General features: G+C 74.1%; 15 protein-coding genes. 5 read left to right on the forward strand and 10 right to left on the reverse strand.

All coding sequences use genetic code 11. The annotated features are described in order from the left end of the window. The first annotated feature begins 120 nt into the window (after positions 1-120). Positions 121-1845 (forward strand): protein phosphatase 2C domain-containing protein, encoded by a 1725-nt coding sequence (locus AB0761_RS29585; protein WP_377272195.1) that lies wholly within the window; start codon positions 121-123, stop codon positions 1843-1845. 7 nt (positions 1846-1852) lie between these two features. On the opposite strand, the gene AB0761_RS29590 is transcribed toward AB0761_RS29585, so the two are convergent. From AB0761_RS29590 to AB0761_RS29600, 3 genes are all read right to left on the reverse strand, one after another. Continuing rightward, positions 1853-2428 carry a TetR family transcriptional regulator C-terminal domain-containing protein gene (locus tag AB0761_RS29590; protein ID WP_377272196.1) on the reverse strand — a complete coding sequence of 192 codons (576 nt, stop codon included), beginning with the start codon at positions 2426-2428 and terminating at the stop codon, positions 1853-1855. A 217-nt stretch (positions 2429-2645) separates the two neighbouring features. Next, entirely contained in the window at positions 2646-3350 is a 705-nt protein-coding gene (locus AB0761_RS29595; protein WP_377272197.1) for a hypothetical protein, read from the reverse strand. Further along, positions 3347-3703: a PadR family transcriptional regulator gene (locus AB0761_RS29600; protein ID WP_377272198.1), complete on the reverse strand. Its 357-nt coding sequence runs from the start codon at positions 3701-3703 to the stop codon at positions 3347-3349. The genes AB0761_RS29595 and AB0761_RS29600 overlap by 4 nt, the downstream gene beginning before the upstream one ends. Before the next feature lie 385 nt (positions 3704-4088). Here AB0761_RS29600 and AB0761_RS29605 point away from each other — a divergent pair, with 385 nt between their 5' ends. After that, a complete protein-coding gene (locus AB0761_RS29605) occupies positions 4089-4529 on the forward strand; it encodes a DUF3761 domain-containing protein (RefSeq protein WP_377272199.1) in 441 nt (146 codons plus the stop codon). 252 nt (positions 4530-4781) lie between these two features. On the opposite strand, the gene AB0761_RS29610 is transcribed toward AB0761_RS29605, so the two are convergent. The 3 genes from AB0761_RS29610 to ureA all read right to left on the reverse strand — a co-directional run bounded on the left by AB0761_RS29610 (position 4782) and on the right by ureA (position 8591). Then, positions 4782-5840 (reverse strand): agmatine/peptidylarginine deiminase, encoded by a 1059-nt coding sequence (locus tag AB0761_RS29610; RefSeq protein ID WP_377272200.1) that lies wholly within the window; start codon positions 5838-5840, stop codon positions 4782-4784. A 121-nt stretch (positions 5841-5961) separates the two neighbouring features. Then, entirely contained in the window at positions 5962-7752 is a 1791-nt protein-coding gene (locus tag AB0761_RS29615) for an urease subunit alpha (protein WP_377272201.1), read from the reverse strand. Beyond that, on the reverse strand, positions 7749-8591 hold the full coding sequence (gene ureA / locus AB0761_RS29620) for an urease subunit gamma (protein WP_377272202.1): 843 nt from the start codon (positions 8589-8591) through the stop codon (positions 7749-7751). Before ureA ends, AB0761_RS29615 begins: the two co-directional genes overlap by 4 nt. Positions 8592-9184: 593 nt before the next feature. Between ureA and AB0761_RS29625 the strand changes: the two genes are divergently transcribed. Together AB0761_RS29625 and AB0761_RS29630 are read left to right on the forward strand one after the other, a co-directional pair. Beyond that, positions 9185-10909: a SpoIIE family protein phosphatase gene (locus tag AB0761_RS29625; protein ID WP_377272203.1), complete on the forward strand. Its 1725-nt coding sequence runs from the start codon at positions 9185-9187 to the stop codon at positions 10907-10909. A gap of 390 nt (positions 10910-11299) precedes the next feature. Beyond that, a complete protein-coding gene (locus AB0761_RS29630; protein ID WP_377272204.1) occupies positions 11300-13438 on the forward strand; it encodes a SpoIIE family protein phosphatase in 2139 nt (712 codons plus the stop codon). 30 nt (positions 13439-13468) lie between these two features. Here the strand turns inward: AB0761_RS29630 and AB0761_RS29635 are convergent, their stop codons facing one another. From AB0761_RS29635 to AB0761_RS29650, 4 genes are all read right to left on the reverse strand, one after another. Next, on the reverse strand, positions 13469-14521 hold the full coding sequence (locus AB0761_RS29635) for a DUF2637 domain-containing protein (protein ID WP_377272205.1): 1053 nt from the start codon (positions 14519-14521) through the stop codon (positions 13469-13471). An 86-nt stretch (positions 14522-14607) separates the two neighbouring features. Beyond that, a complete protein-coding gene (locus tag AB0761_RS29640; protein WP_377272206.1) occupies positions 14608-15459 on the reverse strand; it encodes a (2Fe-2S)-binding protein in 852 nt (283 codons plus the stop codon). 54 nt (positions 15460-15513) lie between these two features. Continuing rightward, entirely contained in the window at positions 15514-16311 is a 798-nt protein-coding gene (locus AB0761_RS29645; protein ID WP_377274387.1) for a hypothetical protein, read from the reverse strand. Positions 16312-16517: 206 nt separating this feature from the next. Then, the gene (locus tag AB0761_RS29650; protein ID WP_377272207.1) at positions 16518-17315 is read right to left on the reverse strand and encodes a hypothetical protein; all 798 of its coding nucleotides are present in this window, start codon (positions 17313-17315) and stop codon (positions 16518-16520) included. Positions 17316-17637: 322 nt separating this feature from the next. On the opposite strand from AB0761_RS29650, the gene AB0761_RS29655 reads away from it, so the two are divergent. Next, positions 17638-18618 (forward strand): aminoglycoside phosphotransferase family protein, encoded by a 981-nt coding sequence (locus AB0761_RS29655; protein ID WP_377272208.1) that lies wholly within the window; start codon positions 17638-17640, stop codon positions 18616-18618. Positions 18619-18647: the final 29 nt, after the last annotated feature.

Raw genomic sequence — 18647 nt, forward strand, 5'->3', positions numbered from 1 at the left:
GGCGGAGGTGTCTCGATCCCGTACTTCTCCCGGCAGAGCGGGCCCGGCTTGTGGACAATGGCGGACGGATCGCCGCAGTCACGTGACCGCTCGCCCCGGAACCGGCAGAGGAGGGCGACGATGAGCAGCCAGGGCACCACGCCCCGGGACGACGCCGAGGATGCCTGGTGGCACACCGTCTACCAGGGACCGCGGGACACCGTCCCCGACACCCCGCTGGCCAGGGCCGGGACGGGCTCGGTGGACGAGTGGTTCGACGAGGTGCAGGGGGTGTTCGCCGAGGAGCCCGAAGCCCAGGCCGGAGACACAGCCGACCTGGCCGCAGAGCCGGAGTCCGAGCCCGGGGCGGAGGCGGAGGCCGAGGGGCAGCCGGGCGTGCAGCCGCGTCTGCCCGGTGGGGAGCAGGTCTCGGTGGTCTCGGTGGACGACTGGTTCGACTCGGCGCGGGAGGTCGTCCACGCCGACGGCGGCGGTTCCCTGAGCACGGCACCGGCCGAGCCCTCGGTCCCGGCTGCCGGATGGCCGTCCGTGCCGCCTGCACCGCAGGCGACGCCGGTGCCCGTCCCGGGGCCGCGCGCCGCCGCCTCCGGCCTCGGCCCGGGGCCTGGCCTCGCCTCCGGTCCCGCGTCCGATCTCGGTCCGGCTGCTGGTCCCGCGCCCGGCCTCGGTCCCGCGTCCGGCGCCGCGTCCGGCCGGGGCGCGGGCTCCCTGCCGCTGCCGGACGCGCACCACGACCCGGTAGCACCCCCGTCCGCGCGCGGGGCCGAGCCGATGGAGGACATGTCCTTGGAGCAGCCGGCGCCGACCACCACGCCCAGGCCGGGCGCCTCCGACGACCCCCGGCGCCCGGGGCCCGCGCCGACGGCCCGGCGGGCGAGCCGGCAGGAGGCGAGCGGGACGCCCAGGAGCCCGGTGCCGCCGATCCCGTTCGTCGGAGACCGGCCGCCCACCTACGACGCCGAGCCGTCGGCGCTGCCACCGGCGGACCCCGACCACCTCGGGGAGCTGGTACCGGACACCGTCGTCGAGGGCGCCCACTACGGCGGCCTCACCGTGCGGGCCGCCGGTGTGCGCGGTGACTCCGCGCGCTACCGTGGCGAGCCCCGCCGTGACGCACTGCTGATCGCCCGCTTCGGCGACGCGCCCGACGGCCTCCTGGTCGCCGTGGTGGCCGGTGCGGCACGGAGCTCCCAGACCTCGCCGTCCGCGGCGGCCGAGGCCTGCCGACAGCTGGCCGCAGCCATCGGCCGCAGCCGGGCAGAGCTGCTCGCCGACCTGCGGGGCGGTGACCGCGACGGACTGCGTTTCGGACTGCAGCGGCTCGCCGCCAGGGCGGCCCAGCCGCTGCGCCGGGCCTCGGCCCCGGGCGGGCGCGTCCTGCCGGACCCGCGGCTCGGCGACGACCCCGATGCCGCTTCCGGCCCGGCCGAGCCGACCGCTTCCGGGTCGCTGCACTGCATCCTGGCGCCGCTGGACCCGGACGGCGGCGACCGGGCCTGCTTCGGTGTCGGGCCGGGCGGGCTCTTCCTGCTGCGCGCGGAGCACTGGATCGACGCCTACGGGGCGCGGCTGCTGCACCATCCGTCCGAACCGGAGCGCGTGGAGGAGCCGGCCGACCCGGGCTTCCGCTTCCGGCTGGTTCCGGCCAGCCCGGCGGATCTGCTGCTGCTGGCCACCGCCGGGTTCGCCGACCCGGTGCGCGAGGAGCCGGCGGTGGCCCGGTTCCTCGGTGCCCACTGGTCGCAGCCGCACCCGCCGGGCACGGTGGACTTCCTGCGGCAGCTCCAGGTGCGGGCCAAGGGCTACGCGGACGACCGTACCGCTGTGGCGCTCTGGACCAGCTGACCCGCAGTCAGCGGCCGATACCCAGCAGGGCATCCAGCGCTGCGGAGACATGCGCCAGCGACTCCGCCCGCCGCACTCCCGGCAGTCCGATCGCGATCGGGGTGGAGAAGCCGTCGAGCAGGGCCCGGATCCGGACCGCGGCCGCCTCCTGGTCGCCCGGCGCGAACTCACCCGCCGCCGCGCCCTCGGCCAGCAGCCGGGCCAGATCGCGGTGCCAGGGCTCCTCGATGGCCACCTGGCCCTCCCGGACCTCCCGGCCCGCCGACGAGCGGCCCCAGACCTCGATCCAGAGTGTCCAACGCGGATCCCCGGGCCCCTCCGGGAGATACAGCTCGGCATACGCGGCCAGCCGCTCCCGGGCGGACAGTCCGGTGCGGGCCAGCGCCTGGCGCCGCCGCTCGCCCAACTGCTCCTCGCTCCAGCGCAGGGTCTCGAGGAGCAGCCGGTCCTTGCTGCCGAAGTAGTACAGCAGGTGCCCGCCGCTCATCCCGACCTGCCTGCCGAGCCCCGCCATGGTCAGCCGGGCGAGCCCGTGTTCGGCGATGGCCGCCATCGCCGCGGCCAGTACCTGCTCCCTGGGCATCGCCGGTCGACGCGTTCGGCCGGAGCCGGAGTGCGCGCCGGGAGGATCGGTCTGCGGCGGACGGATGGGAACCACACCCTTGCTGGTCGGAGGGCCGTCGACAGGGCCGAGTCAACCAGGCCGCCGGACCGGCCGCACATCCCGCGGCGGGTGCCGGGGCCGCGCATCGGCCCCCCGGGACGGGGCGGGGGTGGCGGCCGCCCGCCCCCTCGGCGGATCAGCCCGACGCGGTCGGTGCGGCCGGGGGAAGCGAGGGGGACGGGGGCAGGGACGAGATCCCGCCATCGGTGGGCGCGCTGCTCGGGGCGGCCCCGGAGGGCGACTGCTCCGGCGTCGGGATGTAGGGCGCCGGGGTGGCTGCGGTGCCGTCAGGACCTGGGGCCGTGCCGTGCGAGGAGACCGTGAACCCGACGGCCAGCATCGCCAGGAGGACCGCGGACGCGGCGGCCGCCCCGAGTACGGCGCCGCGTACGGCCCGGCCCCCGCGTCCGCTCGGCGCGGCCGGGGTGAGGGGCGGGAGCGGGGGCGGGGGCGGGGGCGCGATAGGAGTCGCGGCCGCGGGGATGGGGATGGGGACGGGGGCGGGGGCGGCCGGAGGGAGGGGCGCGGGCGCCGGAGTCAGCGAGACCACAGGCCGCGTCTCGTTTGCGGTCGCAGGCTGCTCTTTGCCGGTGACCGCGGGGAGGCCTCTGGCGGGGGTGGCCTGGAGTTCGGCGGCGACGATGTCCGCGGGCTGCCCGAGGCGCTCCAGGACGGCCCGCACCGTGTCGGCGTCCAGTACCTCCGCCTCGTCCAGGGCGGCCTCGATGTGCTCCCGGATCTCCTCGCCGAGCTCCTGGCGGCGCGGCGGCGGCAGGAGGGTGCAGGCGTTGTCCAGGCGGCGCAGGTACTCCATGACGAGCTGCTTGCGGACCGGGGTCATCGGCGGTGCTCCTTGTGCTCCAGGAGGGTGTCCACGGCGGTTCGGAAGGGTTCCCACTCGGCCGTGAAGGCGTGCAGCGCCTCGCGTCCGGCGGGCGTCAGCGCGTAGTAGCGGCGCGGTGGGCCGCTCTCGGAGTCCCGCCAGGAGGAGGCGACCCACTCCAGCTTCCGCAGCCGGGACAGCAGGGGGTAGATGGTGCCCTCGCTGGTGGCCAGGCCATGGGCGTCACCCAGCTCCCGTACCAGCTCGTATGCGTACTTCTCGCCGTCCCGCAGCTGTGCGAGGACGCAGAACTGCAGGACGCCGCGCCGCAGTTGGCTGACGACTGTCCGTTCCCCTCCCGGAACTACCATGTGATGCAAGATACCTTGCGGTGACAGGTAGTACAACGTCGGCGGCCGACGTCGTGTCCGACAGGGAGGACCCTCCACCCGGGGTGCACGGCCGGACGGCGGCCCCGGGCTCGCCGTGTCGGTACACAGGTGGACGGCCGGTGCGGGCCGCCCGGTTGCTGCGGGTCGGCGGTTGCGCCCTGTGAAGCCGCGGATCAGGGCCATCGCTGCACCGGGGGCCTGCTGATGTGCACCGCTGCGGCAGGGCCATGGAGGTGGCGCGCCGAGGGCTTCCCCGTTGTCGTCACGGCACTGTCACAACCTCCTCAAAACCACCACATGCCACACTGTGGTGCTGCCAGGCTCGGCCCCCGGACACCACCACCCACATCGGGGGAAAAGCACCATGCGCCGTACGATCCCGGCCCTCTTCGTCGTCTCCGTCGCCATGCTGACCGCGACGGCCTGCGGGCCCACGACCCCCGGCACCACCACCGCCGTGGTGACCGCAGCGTCGGCGAGCCCTTCGGCCTCCCCGACTCCCAGCCCCAGTTCAAGTCCCAGTTCAAGCCCGAGTTCAAGCCCCGGCGCCGGTGTGAGTGCGACGGCGGCCCCCACCCCCCGCACCACCACCCCGCACACTCGGAAGCCGAACCCGCCCGCGCCCAGGCCCACCACGCACAAGCCTGCTGTGCGGCACACACCGGTCGTCCACCACACCACCGCTCCACCCGTGGACGACCACGGCGGCGCCACCGCGCTGTGCAACGACGGCACCCTGTCCTTCAGCGCGCACCATCAGGGGACGTGCTCCCATCACCACGGCGTCGCGGTCTGGTACAAGTGACCGTCCCCGTCCCCGCCCCCGCCGCCGTCCCGCCCGTCGGCCTTGCGCGCGCCGGCAGCGCCTGAATCACGCCATGCCGACCCGGCGGACCACCTCGGCCCGGGAGCGCCGCCGGTGCGGACGGCGGCAGGACTTCAGCCTGCTCGCCGGTCCGGCAGCCGTGGCGTGCCCGTGCCGGGGTGCGTCCGCCGTCGCGGCCGTGCCCGCTCTCTTCCGGCGGGCACGCGGGTCAGCCGCCGCGTGCCTGACGGTTCAGCACGCCAGGGGCTGCTGCTGGGTGATGCAGTGGATGCCGCCGCCGTTGGCGAAGATCGGCCTGGCGTCGACCAGTTCGACCTTCCGCTCCGGGAAGACCTTGGCGAAGACCTCCGCCGCGGCCTGGTCGCGGGGGTCGTCGAAGGCGCAGAGCACCACGGAGCCGTTGGCCAGGTAGTGGTTGATGTAGGAGTAGTCGACGGGCTCCCCGGCGTCGTCGTGCAGCACGGTGGGGGCGGCCAGTTCGACCACCTCCAGCGGGCGCCCGTGGGCGTCGGTGGAGGAGCGCAGCAGGGCGGCGATCTCCTTGCCGATCTCGTGGTCGGGATGGGCCGGGTCGGGCTGGCTGTGCACCGCGATCAGACCGGGCCTGAGGAAGGCGGCGACGATGTCCACATGGCCGCGGGTGCCGAACTCGTCGTAGTCGCGGGTGAGGCCGCGCGGGAGCCAGATCGCCTTGCGGGTGCCGAGGTGGGCGTGCAGTTCCTGCTCCACCTGCTCCCTGGTCCAGCCGGGGTTGCGGCCCGGGTCGAGCTGCACGGTCTCGGTGACCAGGACGGTGCCTTCGCCGTCCACATGGATGCCGCCGCCCTCGTTCACCAGCCGGGAGGCGAAGCGGCGGGCGCCGGTGAGGCCGGTGATCTGCTCGGCGATCAGCTGGTCGTGGTCCCAGGAGGCCCAGGACTGTGCGCCCCAGCCGTTGAAGACCCAGTCTGCGGCTGCCAGCCCGCCGTTGCCGTCGATGAGGAACGTGGGGCCGATGTCCCGCATCCAGGCGTCGTTGAGCGGCCGTTCGACGATCTCCACGGCGGGGGAGACATAGCGGCGGGCGGTCTCGGTTTCCCCAATGTTGACGATGAGAGTCACCGGCTCATGGCGCACGATGGTGTCTGCGACGGTGGCCCAGGCGCGGCGGGCGACGTCCAGGTCTCCACCGTCGGCGGGGTCGGTGCCGAAGGTGTCGTTGGGGGTGGGGAAGGCCATCCAGGTGCGGGCGTGCGGTCGCCATTCGGCAGGCATGGAGAAGCCGAGTTCGGCAGGGGTGGGGAGGTTCATCGTGGTTCCCGGTGTGGATCAGTGAGTCAGAGGAAGACCAGCCAGTCAGAGGAAGACCAGCCAGTCAGAGGAAGACCAGCCAGTCAGAGGAAGACCAGCCAGTCAGAGGAAGACCAGTGAGTCAGAGGAAGTAGAGGCGGCTGAGTGACACGCTGTCGGCCGGCTCGGAGCGCAGGGGGGCGCCGTCGAGGGTGACCAGGCCGGTGGCTGCGTCGACGCGGACCTCGCCGGTGCGGCCGTTGCGGACCATGCTGCGCGGGCCGATGCCCCGGGTGCCGCGGACGGCGACTCTGCGGCGTCGGGTGGGGAGGGCGTCGCCGGGGCGGTGGGCCATACCGGAGGCGCCGGGGTCGGCGGCGTCGGCGGCGGCGCGGGCGACAAAGGCGACGGAGAGGTCGGCGGCGGTGGCTCCATGGGCACCGAACTGCGGTCCCAGCACCAGGGGTTCGCAGGTGTCGGTGGAGGCGTTGGGGTCGCCCACCACGCCGTAGGCGGGGAATCCGGCCTTGAGGACGAGCTGGGGTTTGGCGCCGAAGTGGTCGGGGCGCCAGAGCACGATGTCGGCGAGCTTGCCGACCTCCAGCGAGCCGATCTCATGGGCCAGTCCATGGGCGATGGCGGGGTTGACGGTGAGTTTGGCGATGTAGCGCAGCACCCGCTCGTTGTCGTCGCCGCTGTCCCGCTCACCGAGTGAGGAGGTGCCGTCCAGTGGGCCGAGCTCACCCTTCATCTTGCCCGCCATGGCGAAGGTGCGGCGTACGGTCTCGCCGGCGCGGCCCATGCCCTGGGCGTCCGAGGAGGTGATGCCGATCATGCCGAGGTCGTGCAGTACGTCCTCGGCGCCCATGGTGCCGGCGCGGATGCGGTCGCGGGCCATGGCGGCGTCGCCGGGGAGGTCGACCTTGAGGGCATGAGCGGAGACGATCATGCCGAAGTGCTCGCCCAGTGCGTCCCGTCCGAAGGGCAGGGTGGGGTTGGTGGACGAGCCGATCACGTTGGGTACACCGGCCATGCGCAGCACATTGGGGACATGGCCACCGCCGCAGCCCTCGATGTGGAAGGCATGGATGGTGCGGCCGTCGAGGACGGCCAGGGTGTCGTCCACCGAGAGGCACTCATTGAGCCCGTCGGTGTGCAGGGCGACCTGGACGTCGTGCTCCTCGGCGACCCGCAGCGCGGTGTCCAGGGCGCGGGTGTGGGCGCCCATGTCCTCGTGCACCTTGAAGCCGGAGGCGCCGCCCTCGGCCAGCGCCTCCACCAGAGGGGCGTCGTCCGAGGAGGAACCGCGGGCAAGGAAGCCGATGTTGACCGGCCAGGCGTCGAAGGCGTTGAACGCATGCCGCAGCGCCCAGGGCGAGTTGACCCCGACGCCCCAGACCGGCCCGAACTCCTGGCCGATGATCGTGGTGACACCCGAGGCGAGGGAGGCCTCCATGATGCGCGGGGAGAGCAGATGGACATGGGTGTCCACGGCCCCGGCGGTGGCGATCAGGCCTTCGCCGGAGACGATGGTGGTCCCGGTGCCGACGACGACGTCCACCCCGTCCAGGGTGTCCGGGTTGCCGGCCCGGCCGATGGCGGCGATCCGGCCGGCGATCAGCCCGATCGAGGTCTTGCGGATGCCCAGTACGGCATCGATCACGGTGACATTGCTGATCACCACGTCGCAGGTGTCGCGGACCGCCGCGGCCTTGAGGTGCAGGCCGTCGCGGGCGGTCTTGCCGAATCCGGCCAGGAACTCCTCGCCCGGGGCCTGTGAGTCGGACTCCACCCGGATGATCAGCCCTGAGTCGCCGAGCCGGATCCGGTCACCGGCCCGAGGCCCATGGACGGCGATGTAGTCATGCGGGTCGATACCGCCGTGGAGGCTGCTGCCACCGCCGCCGGTGAGCTCCGCGTTGGAGGACCTCATGCCTGGCTGCTCCCCTCGCTGCCGTTCCGGCCGTCGGCCCCGGACCTGTCGGCCCCAGGCGCTTCGGCGCCGGACTCTCCGGCGTTGGACTCTTCGGCGCCGGACTCCCGGGTTGCGGCGCGCGTCCCGCCGTCCCCGCCGCCATCAGCGTCGACCGTGGTCAGATAGCCGGTGGCCCGCGCCCGGGCGAGCGCGGTCTCCTTGGCCCCGGGTGCGTCCAGCGGACCGTCGACCAGCCCGGCGAAGCCGATGGCGACCCGGGCGCCGCCGATCGGCACCAGTTCGACCTGCACCGTGGCCCCCGGGTCGAAGCGCACCGAGGAGCCCGCGGCAACCGCCAGCCGGGTGCCGTAGGCGGCGGCCCGGTCGAAGGCGAGCCGAGGGTTGCTCTCGAAGAAGTGGAAGTGCGAGGTGACGGAGATCGGCACCTCCGAGGTGTTGCGTACGGGGATGCGTACGGCTGCCGGAGCCGGTTCATAGCCCGTCCCCGCTCCCGGCAGGGCTGCGCCGGGAGCGTCGTCGCCGAGCGAGCCCGCACCCCGGAAGGGGTCGGTGACCACGGCAAGCCTGGTGCCGTCGTCAAAGACCGCCTCCACCTGCACCACGGTCACCACATCGGGGACGCCGGGCAGCACATCGTCAGCGCCCAGCACCGTCCGGCCGGCCTCGATGGCCTCGGCGAGCCGTGCCCCGTCCCGGGCCGCCTCGCAGACGGCGTCCGCGATCAGGGCGGTCGCCTCGGGGACATTGAGCCGTACTCCACGGGCACGGCGGGCGCGGGCCAGCTCGGCCGCTGTGAAGATCAGCAGTCGGTCCCGCTCGGTGGGCGTCAGTCGCACGGTTCCTCGCTCCGCAGGGTTTAGAACGGCGTTCAAACCGCTGGCGGCATTCAACCCCGATGTCGCCACTCTGTCCAGCCTCGCCCGCCCGGCGCCCTTCGGCACGGCGTCCGTCCGCAGCCCTCACCCGCCCGGTGGCTGGACGCGGGAGGGCCCGAACCGGCGCACGGGCGAGGCGCGAGGCTCACGCGCGGCCTTCTGCGGGTCATGGGTCGTGCGGGCGCTGCGGCCTGCTACGCCTGCTGCGGCCCTGTGCCTCCGGTGCCGCCGACTGCGGCCCGCCGCGGCCGGCCCGCCCGGACGGCCGCGGCGCTCTGGGCCCCGCGGCCGGTTCCATGCGGTGGATGCGGCGTATGCGCAGGCACGCGGCTGATGACCGCGCACAGACATGGCGCAAGTGCACCGTTGCCCAGTCGCTCACCCGGGCCCGAGGATGTCCGTGGGGGTGTTGCGGGGGTGCGTATCAGGATTTGCAGCGGATTACGCGGGCATGACGCAATTGGGCGCGGTATCGCGCGCCGCTCAGGGAATCCCCGCCACGGCGGTATCGGGAGGCACGGCCGGGGCCGGCTCGGAAGGGCGGTGCGGAACTGATGGACGGTCAATCGCGGCTCCCGCTCCAGCGCAGCTCCTCGGCGACCCGAGGAGCGGCAGCGCCCGCGGGGACCACCGCATCCGGCGAACCGGCCGACGATGTGGCCTCCCGTGCCGCCCGACTGGAACTGGTCCTCGCCGCGACCGGCACCGGCTCCTTCGACTGGGACCTCGTCGACGACCGCCTGGTCTGGGACGACCGGACCCGCCGCCTCCTCGAACTGCCCACAGGTGTGCTCGGCGAGCGGCCCGAGCGGGTGCGCGCGCAGATCCTGCCCGAGGACCTGCCCGGGCTGGACGCGGCGGTAGGAGCGGCGGTGGCCGCCTGCGGCCCCTGCAACGTGCAGCTGCGCATCCCCCGCCCCGGCGGTGCCGAGCGCCGGGTGTCGGCCCACGGCCGCGCCCTGGCCGGGCCCGACGGCCGCGCCGTCCGCATCGTCGGCATCATCCGTGACATCACCGCGGAACAGGACCTCGCCAGCTGGCTGCAGCGCAGCATGCTGCCCCGCCGGGTGCCGCAGGTCCCGGGGATCGCAGTCGCCGCCCGCTACTCCACCGGCGCCGGCACCCAGGCGCTGGAGATCGGCGGCGACTGGTACGACGTCATCCCCCTGCCCGGCGCCCATGTCGGCCTGGTCATCGGTGATGTGCAGGGCCACAATGTGCACGCCGCCGCGGTGATGGGCCAACTGCGTGCCGCGCTGCGCGCCTATGCCACAGAGGGGCACGATCCGGCGGCGGTGGTCGCCCGGGCGTCCCGGTTCCTGGCCGACCTCGACACCGGCCTCTTCGCCACCTGTACCTATCTCGACCTGGACACCCTCACCGGCAGCGCCGAGATCGTACGGGCCGGCCACATGGGTCCGCTGGTCCGCGGCCCGCACGGCCACAGCGCCTGGCCCGCCGCGGAGGGCGGTCTGCCGCTCGGCATCGAACCCGAGCAGGACTACCCCGTCACCCGGCTGGAGCTGGAGCCCGGCAGCACCCTGCTGCTCTGCACCGACGGCGCGGTGGGCTCCCGCACACTGGATCTGGACAGCGGCGCCCGCGGGCTGCGCGAGCACCTCGCCGGCAGCCCGGTGGACGATCTGGAGGCGCTCGCCGACACCATGGCCGAACTGGCCCGCGACCAGCACGACGGGCCCGATGACCTCGCACTGCTGATCGCCCGCTGGGACGCCCCCGCGGACCATGTGCTCCGCCGCAGACTGCGTCGCGCCGTCGACCCGGCCGATCTGGTCGCCGTCAGCAGGGTCCGCAGGCAGCTGCGTACCGCGCTGCGCCGCTGGGGTGTGCCGGAGCTCGCCGACACCGCGGAGCTGCTCGCCTCGGAGCTGGTCACCAACGCCCTGGTGCACACCGACCACGGGGCGGTGCTCGCCGCCACGCTGATCACCCCCGCGCCGGACGCTCCGGAGCCGGGTGCCACGGATTCCGAGCTGCCCGACGCCGCCGCCCCCGCGCCCGACGCCGCCCCCGCGCCCACCGCCGAGGGCACCGCCGACCTGCCCGCGGGTGTCGCACTGCCCCGCACCCCGCCCCGCGGCACCCGCCTCCGGGTCGAGGTCCATGACCGGGCCTCCCAGCGGCCCAAGCCCCGTACCCCTGGTGAGCATGCCTCCTCGGGACGCGGTCTGCTGCTGGTCCAGGCGCTCGCCGACGACTGGGGGGTGCAGCCGCGGGGGGAGGGCAAGGTCACCTGGTTCGAGCTGATCTGCCCTTGACGCTCCCGACCCGCCCTGCCCGCCCACGCCGCCCGCCCCGCCTGACCCGAGTCCCCGCCCCGTCCCGCCCTCTCCATCCCGCCCGTCCCGCCTGACCCGGGTCCCCGGCGCGCCGCCTGGCACGGCTCCGGACGCGGCGGCGCCGTCCGACGCGCCCCGCCCGCGGCTGGGTTAGCCTCGATGACGGTGCGCCCGGCGCACCCGTTCGGATGTGTGGCAGGCCGCCAAGTGACCGGCATTGCCGCTGGGGCGAACATCCGCGAGGATGAAGAGAATGTGTGCGGTCCGGCCCGGGCCGCGTCGACAGGGAGCGGCAGGAGAACCATGGCGACTGAGCCCGAGCCACAGGGGCCTGCCCGCCGACCGCCGTTCCGCCCCCCGGAGCAGAGCGTGCGCGAGCGTGAACGCGGAGCACGGGACCGGGCCCTGCGCGGTGCGTATGTGGCCGCAGCGTCCCGAGGGGTGCCGACCCCCAGCGCAGACTCGGCCCCGGAGTGGCTCGAACCGGCGATGGCCGCCAACGGCATCGGTTCCTTCGACTGGGACATCCGCCGGGATCTGCTGGAGGGCGATCTGCGCGCCTGCCGCATCCTGGGCCTCGACCCCGACCGCTTCGACCGCTCCTCCGAGGCCTTCCTGGCGCTGCTGCACCCCGAGGACGCCCCGGTGGTGCGCCGCCGGGTGGAGCGTGCCGTCGCCGAACTCGGCCAGTGCGGCGCCTACTACCGCACCGTCCACCCCGGGGGCGAGCTGCACGCCGTGCGGTTCCGCGGCCGGGTGCTGGCCGATGCCGAGGGCCGTGCCTCCCGGATGGTCGGCTTTGTCTGGGACGCCACCGCGGAACTCCACAAGCGCACCCGTGCCGACCGGATGGCGGTGCTGCGCGAGGAGCGCACCCGCTTCATCAAGGAGGCCGCCCGGGCCCTGTCCGAGGCGGTCACGGTACGGGACGTCGCCCGGGTCTTCACCGAACTGCCGCTGCCGGGGCGCCCGCCGGACGGACTGGTCCTCGCCTCACTGGAGAACGGGCGCCTGCAGATCCTCGGCGCCACCGGTTACAGCGCCGAGGCGATCCAGCCGTACGACCGCACCCCCCTGGACGCGCGCCACCCCGCGGCGGACGCCATCCGCACCCGCACCCCGATCTTCCTCGCCAACCGGGAGGAGTACCGGGAGCGCTATCCGGAGGCCTGGCCCCGGGTGCGCCCGCTGGGCCGCAGCTCCTGGGCGTTCCTGCCGCTGATCGCGGGCAGTCGGCCGATCGGGGTCTGCCTGATCAGCTTTGAGGACGACCGCGAGCTGGACAGCGACGACCGGACGCTGCTCTCCACCCTCGGCGGACTGGTCGCCCAGTCGCTCGCCCGCGCCCGGCTGCACGACGCCGAGCACGAGCTGGCCTCGGGACTGCAGCGGGTGATGCTTCCCCGCCGGGTGCCACCCGTCCCGGGCACCACCACCGCTGTGCGCTACCTCGCGGCCGGAACCGGTCTGCAGATCGGCGGCGACTGGTACGACGTGGTGCCGCTGCCCGGCGGCCATGTCGGACTGGTGATCGGTGATGTGCAGGGCCACGATGTGCATGCCGCGGGTGTGATGGGACAGTTGCGGATCGCGCTGCGGGCCTATGCCGCGGAGGGGCATCCGCCGGCCGCGGTGATGGCACGTGCCTCCCGCTTCCTCGCCGACCTGGACACGGGCCACTTCGCCACCTGCACCTATGCCGAGGTCAATGTCGAGTACGGCGTGGTCTATGCCGTCCGGGCCGGGCATCTGGACCCGGTGGTGCGGCGGATCGACGGCTCCACCGTGGTGCAGCCGGTCGCGGGCGGTCTGCCGCTCGGGATCGCGCCCGAGGAGGAGTACCAGGTCACCCGTTTCACTCTGGACCCCGGTGAGCTGGTGCTGCTCACCACCGACGGACTGGTCGAGGCCCGCGCCGTCGACCTGGACGAGGGCATCGAGCGGCTCCGCCGGCTGGTCGCCGACCCGCTGCCGGAGGCCGCCGACGGTGTGGAGCCGCTGGAGGTGCTGGCTGATCGGATCGCGGCCGAGGCCGCCGACTCCGCCGAGCGCGAGGACGACATCGCGCTGCTGCTGATGCGCTGGGACGGCCCGGTCGGCGGTGTGCCGCAGCTGCAGCTGCGCCGCCGGATCGGCCAGGCCGACCTGGCCCGGATCGCCGAGGTGCGCGGTGAGCTGCGGGACGCGGTCAGACGCTGGGGCGTACCCGATCTGGCCGACACCGCGGAGCTGCTCGCCTCGGAGCTGATCACCAATGCCCTGGTGCACACCGACCGCGATGCCATGATGACCGCGCGCCTCTACCGCGACCCAGCTGGACCGGCCCGGTTCCGGCTGGAGGTGGAGGACGACTCCGACCAGTGGCCCACCCGCCGTACTCCGGGCGAGCAGGCCTCCTCCGGGCGGGGGCTGATGCTGGTGGAGGCGCTCGCGGACTCATGGGGTGTGGAGCCGCGCGGCAGCGGCAAGCGGATGTGGTTCGAGCTCACCGCCGCCGCCCCGGTGTGACCGCGGCCCCTCACCGAACGGCCGGATCGGTCAACCGAGCTGCTGCTCAAGGTTTTTGAGCTTCTGCTCCAGCGAATCCAGTGAGTCCAGCCGCGGCAGGGTCAGGGTGTCGTCCTCCGCGCTGAGGTCGAAGGTACGCTCCGGGGCCGCGGCCCCGGCCCCGGCCGCCGCGGGCGCCGGCCCAGGAGCGGGCGCGGCTATGGCAGGCTCCGCGCCGACCTGGTCGTACGCACCCGGCTCGCCCGCGGTCTGCAGCACGGGCCGCCCAGGCCGCTGGTGGCCGCGTGGCCGGCCCCATCCTCCGTGCGAGCGGCTGATCGCCCGGATCTCGGCCCGTTCACGCCGGTCGGCGACCCGGCGGCGCTCCCGTTCGGCCGCCTTCTCCCGGCGGTCGTCGCGTACCTCCTCGACGGCCTCGTCGAGGCTGCGTACGCCCTCCAGCAGCATCAGCGACCAGGCGGCGTAGGTCTCCCGGGGCGCGCGGGCCCAGCGAACAATGCGGATCTGCGGCAACGGGCGGGGCACCAGGCCCTGCTCACGCAGTGCGGCCCGGCGGGTCTGCTTCAGCGCCCGGTCGAAGAGCACAGCCGCGGAGAGCGACATCCCCGCGAAGAACTGCGGTGCCCCGGCATGACCGCCGCCGCGTGGGGCGTGCACCCAGTTGAACCAGGCGGACGCCGCGGCGAAGAGCCACACCAGCATCCGTGAGCCGAGGGCCGCGTCGCCGTGGCTGGCCTCGCGCACGGCCAGGACGGAGCAGAACATCGCTGCGCCGTCCAGGCCGAAGGGCACCAGGTACTCCCAGCCGCCGGACAGATTGAGGTTCTGGGTGCCGAAGCCGACCAGACCGTGGAAGGAGAGCGCGGCAGCCACCGCGGCGCAGCAGAAGAGCAGTGTGTACGAGGCGATGCCGTACACCATCTCCTTGCGTCGCCGCCGCTCCTCGCTGCGCTCCCAGGAATCGGTACCGGCCCGGGTGTCGCCGCCGCCGCGGGTGCGCAGAAAGGCCAGCAGCGCGCCGACGACCACCAGCGCCACGGCGCCTGCCGCGGTCCAGACGGCCGGGAAGTCGGAGAGTCTCATGGCGGACCATCCTGGCGGACGATCCGCGAATGCATGGCTGATTCGGTGTCAATCCACCATTGCGGGGGACTCTGAGAGATTATGTATTACTTGTCGGTCCGGTCTGCCGCGGCTGCGCTCGGACAGCTGCGGGGGCAGTTGAAGCACACCTCGGCGGGACGCACCGTGTAGTAGAGACAGCAGCTCACCCGGGTGCGGGTACGCATCGGCGCCCGGTCCGGCCCCTGGTCGAGCACGCGGAACGCGGCGGCTCCGGCGAACGGTGCGGTGGACCCCGGCAGCAGCAGCCCCAGTTCGGCCGCCGCCCGCTCCTCCTCGCCCAGCAGGCTGGCCAGGTACCAGAGCCCCTCCACCACCTCGTCGGTGGCCATTCCCCACAGGGTCCGCGGGCCGCGCCGCAGCCGTGGCCGAAAGGCCGTCAGCAGTGGCTCCAGATGCTCCGTCAGCGCCGCCAGCAACTCGGCCCGCAGCGCCGCCTCGTCGGCCGCCACCCGGGCGCCCGGCAGCGCGGCCGCAGGGTCTTCGGGCAGGCAGGTGAAGGACTCCACCCGGGCTGTCATCCGCCCCTCGGCGCGGTTCGCCGAGACCGCCGCCACCGGCAGCCGGGGCACCCTGCGCTCCAGGAACCACGGCACGGTGAAGAGCAGGCAGGCCGACCAGGCATAGCGGTGCAGGCTGAACCCGGCCGCCACATCCGGCCGCAGCGGCTCCCCGTAGTCCGCCAGACCCCGCCGTTCCTCCTCCGCGACCAGCTGGGCCAGTACGCCGGGATCCCCGGCGATGTCGGCCGTCAGGATCCAGCCGTCACCCGAGCGCGGCCCGGTGAGCTCGACCCGTAGGTCGGGCAGGACCTGGGCCAGCCGGGCGTAGGCGTCGGCGCAGGGGAGGCCGTCCGCGGCGGAGGCGCGCGGGGGCAGGGTGCTGCTGGCGGTGTGCATGACGCAGTGGCCCGTCGGTCGGAGGGACAACGGCTCTGACAGGTAAGGCTAACCTTAGCTGACCTTGCCGTCGGCCGCCTCCGCGCCCCGTCGTCCTTCCGCCGTCGGACGTCCGGCCATCCGCGGCAGCGCCCCGGGCGGTCCGCCGCCCCCCGACAGCAGCCCCGTCAGCCACACCGGCACCCCGCCCAGCGCCCCCACCAGGCGCGCAGCCTCGGCCCGCAACCGGATTGCCTCGGCCGCCTCGGACGCCTCGGCCAGCGAGGCCAGCGCCGGTGCCACCCCCACCGTGAAGCCGAGTTGCTCCCGCAGCCGCAGTGACACCGTGAACCCCTCCCGGGCCGCGGCGAGGTCGCCGTCCGCCAGGGCCAGCCCCGCCAGATGCCGGGAGGTGTGCGAGCGCAGCAGATCGTCGCCGCGTTCTGACGCTCCCTCATGTGCGCGTCGGAATGCGGTCCGTGCCGCCGCGGAATCGTTCAGCAGGTTCTCGGTCACCAGCCCCCGGCGGAAGTCCAGCAGGGGGCGGCCCGGAGCGTCCGGGGCCAGCAGCGCCGAGGTGCGGCCCAGCGCCGCCTTGGCCTCGTCCGCCCGGTCCCGCACGCCCAGCAGCGTCGCCGTGTACGCCAGAAACCCTCGCTCGCACGCCGCAGCGGCCCGCTGCTCCGGGTTGCGGGCGGCCGCCTCGGCCTGCCGCAGCGCCGTCTCCGCGGCCTCCCAGCCCGCCGCGGTGTAGAGGCACTGCTCGATCAGCAGCTCGGCACGCCGCAGCGCCGCCCACGGATCCCGCCCGGCGAGCGGTGCCAGCAGCTCCGCGGCCTCCGTCCAGCACGCGCGCGAGCGCAGCCGCCACACCGCGTCGCCTCCGCCTGCGGGTGCTCGGGGGAGCGCCCGCCACGGGCCGACCGGGGCTGCTTCGTGCTCCGACAACGCCACCTCCTTGTGCGCGGTGTCCGGCACAGGGATCGCCGATGCGGAATTTCAACATGCGGACGAGCTTGTGCGCCAGATCACGTACGGAGCCGGTTTCCTGACACCGCGTTGACCAGGGAGGACTCCGGTCAGGATGTGGAGCCGGTGCGCAGCAGCGTCCGACCCGCGTCATTCGCGGGCTGCGGCACCCCCGCGAGGTCCAGCGTGAACAGGGCCACCAGTAGCTGTTCGGCCCGTGCAACCGCCTCCCGCGAATAACCCGCAAGAGTGAACATGGCAGCCACCGCGTCGGCCGCGTGCAGGGTCCCCAGCCACAGGCACTCCACGGCCCGCAGATCGGCCGGCTCGGTCCAGGTGTCCACCTGGGCCACCAGCCGGCTGCCCAACAGCCGGACGCCGTCGCGCTCCTGCGCCTCGGAGAGCTCCAGCCCGGCGAAGCCCAGCCACTCCAGGAAACGCGCCGCCGCCATCACCGCGTCCTCCGAGGTGCGCACCGGATGCGGCCGGAACGGCGGGCGCGGCCGGACCGCGGCCTGCTGCCGCGGCGCCGCTGCGGGTGCGGCAGGCGGCACGGCGAGCGGCGGCCGCCCTTGCTCCGTCCCGCCGGAACGCGGGCCGTGGTCCACCGGGAGCCGCACCGTGGCACCGCAGTTGCAGGTGAACTCGGGTTGCGGCCACTGGTCGGACCGTCCGCACTGCGGGCACCGCATCGCCAGCCAGGAGTCCTCCCAGGAGCGGAACCGCACCTGCACCGGCACTCCGCCGTGCAGCAGCGGCACCTTCAGCGAGGCGCCGCACGGGCAGGGCAGCAGCGGCGACTGGTACAGGTGCTCCCGGCGGCAGGCCGGGCAGCGCACCGGCCGCCCGGCGGGCGGGACCTCGGCCCCGCGTGCCGCCGACTCGTCGGGCGTCGGCGTTGCGGACATCGTGCGTACCGTCCGTTCGGCTCGGGGAGTGTGCTCGGCCTCCATGCTCCCCGATCCACGGGCCCCTCGGCAGGGCTTGTGGAAATCCTCAGGGGGCTCTCAGGGATCCGCTCCTCCACCGGTACCACCCCCCGCCGGCCACCCGGACGCGCCCCCGGGCCGCGCCGCGGACGCGTCGAACCCTGGGGCGCCTGCTGAAGGGCAATCCCGCCTCCGGGGACGGATCTTCCGCTTCGGGACCAGGGGTCCGTGACAGAAGGACGGTCCGCCGCTTGCGCCGGCCGGTGCAGAGTCGGCTCCGGCCTGGGCCTAGGCTGCCCGGATGATCTCGGTACCCCAGGGGTTCGCCCGGAGCACGGTGGAGCGTGAGGGCGAGCCCGGAGCGGCCTGGCTTGCCCAACTCCCGCGACTCGTGGACGAGTTGCTGGAGCACTGGGGATGCGTACCGGACGGTGCGGTCATGCACGGGGGTGTCGGGGTGATCGTCCCGGTGAGACGGCGGGGCCGGGGGACCGCCGTGCTGAAGGTGTCGTTCCCGCACCCCGGCAACGTCCATGAGCCGGATGCCTTCGCGGCGTGGGGCGGGCGCGGCGCCGTCCTGCTGCATGAACGCGACGACGAGCGGTTCGCGATGCTGCTGGAGCGGGTCCGGCCCTCAACGCTGGCAGAGGTCGAGGACGGCGACGAGGTCGCGACGGTCGCAGGGCGGATCAGCCGCCGACTGGCCGTTCCCGCGCCGCCCGGCCTCCCACGGCTGAGCGAGCAAGCCGGCGCCTGGGAGGAGCAGCTTCGCGCGGACGCCGAGGAGTTGACGCACCCGCTGCCGGGTTCCGTGGTGGACGAGGCCGTCGAGACCGTCCGCGAGCTGGGACACGCCCAACCGGACACCCTTATCCACGGTGACCTGCACGCCCGCAACATCCTGCGCGCCGAGCGCGAGCCCTGGTTGGCCGTCGACCCCAAGGGGTGTGCGGGGGACCCCGCCTACGACGGCGGCACGCTGCTCAAGGCGCGGGCCGTGGTGCTGCTCGAAGCGGACGACTGCTGCAAGGCCGTCCATCGCGTCCTGGACGTCTTCGCCGAGGCTGCGGAACTCGACCGGGGACGGGTCCAGCGGTGGGCCCAGTTCCATGCGGTCCAGGCGGCGTTCTGGGGCCGCCGCCACGGGTTCCGGATCGCCCGCAGCGGGTCACGGCTGGATCGGCTCACCGGGTTCGCGGACCACTTGGCGAAGCTGCTCAGCGAACCGCGCCCGGCACGTGGTGCCGCGGGTGGCCGCCGGGACGGCCTCGGCCACCGGTGACCGCAGGGATGCGAGGACCGCAGGTCCCG

The organism is Peterkaempfera podocarpi (assembly GCF_042466665.1).
In the GTDB taxonomy this organism is placed as follows: domain Bacteria; phylum Actinomycetota; class Actinomycetes; order Streptomycetales; family Streptomycetaceae; genus Peterkaempfera; species Peterkaempfera podocarpi.

What these genes read in the sequence shown, in the direction of transcription:
- AB0761_RS29625 (WP_377272203.1), top strand. Translation starts at nt 9,185, where the DNA reads ATGGACGGTCAATCGCGGCTCCCGCTCCAGCGCAGCTCCTCGGCGACC.
- AB0761_RS29635 (WP_377272205.1), bottom strand. Translation starts at nt 14,521, where the DNA reads ATGAGACTCTCCGACTTCCCGGCCGTCTGGACCGCGGCAGGCGCCGTG.
- AB0761_RS29650 (WP_377272207.1), bottom strand. Translation starts at nt 17,315, where the DNA reads ATGTCCGCAACGCCGACGCCCGACGAGTCGGCGGCACGCGGGGCCGAG.
- AB0761_RS29595 (WP_377272197.1), bottom strand. Translation starts at nt 3,350, where the DNA reads ATGACCCCGGTCCGCAAGCAGCTCGTCATGGAGTACCTGCGCCGCCTG.
- AB0761_RS29615 (WP_377272201.1), bottom strand. Translation starts at nt 7,752, where the DNA reads ATGAGGTCCTCCAACGCGGAGCTCACCGGCGGCGGTGGCAGCAGCCTC.
- AB0761_RS29640 (WP_377272206.1), bottom strand. Translation starts at nt 15,459, where the DNA reads ATGCACACCGCCAGCAGCACCCTGCCCCCGCGCGCCTCCGCCGCGGAC.
- AB0761_RS29590 (WP_377272196.1), bottom strand. Translation starts at nt 2,428, where the DNA reads ATGCCCAGGGAGCAGGTACTGGCCGCGGCGATGGCGGCCATCGCCGAA.
- AB0761_RS29610 (WP_377272200.1), bottom strand. Translation starts at nt 5,840, where the DNA reads ATGAACCTCCCCACCCCTGCCGAACTCGGCTTCTCCATGCCTGCCGAA.
- AB0761_RS29600 (WP_377272198.1), bottom strand. Translation starts at nt 3,703, where the DNA reads ATGGTAGTTCCGGGAGGGGAACGGACAGTCGTCAGCCAACTGCGGCGC.
- AB0761_RS29585 (WP_377272195.1), top strand. Translation starts at nt 121, where the DNA reads ATGAGCAGCCAGGGCACCACGCCCCGGGACGACGCCGAGGATGCCTGG.
- AB0761_RS29655 (WP_377272208.1), top strand. Translation starts at nt 17,638, where the DNA reads ATGATCTCGGTACCCCAGGGGTTCGCCCGGAGCACGGTGGAGCGTGAG.
- AB0761_RS29605 (WP_377272199.1), top strand. Translation starts at nt 4,089, where the DNA reads ATGCGCCGTACGATCCCGGCCCTCTTCGTCGTCTCCGTCGCCATGCTG.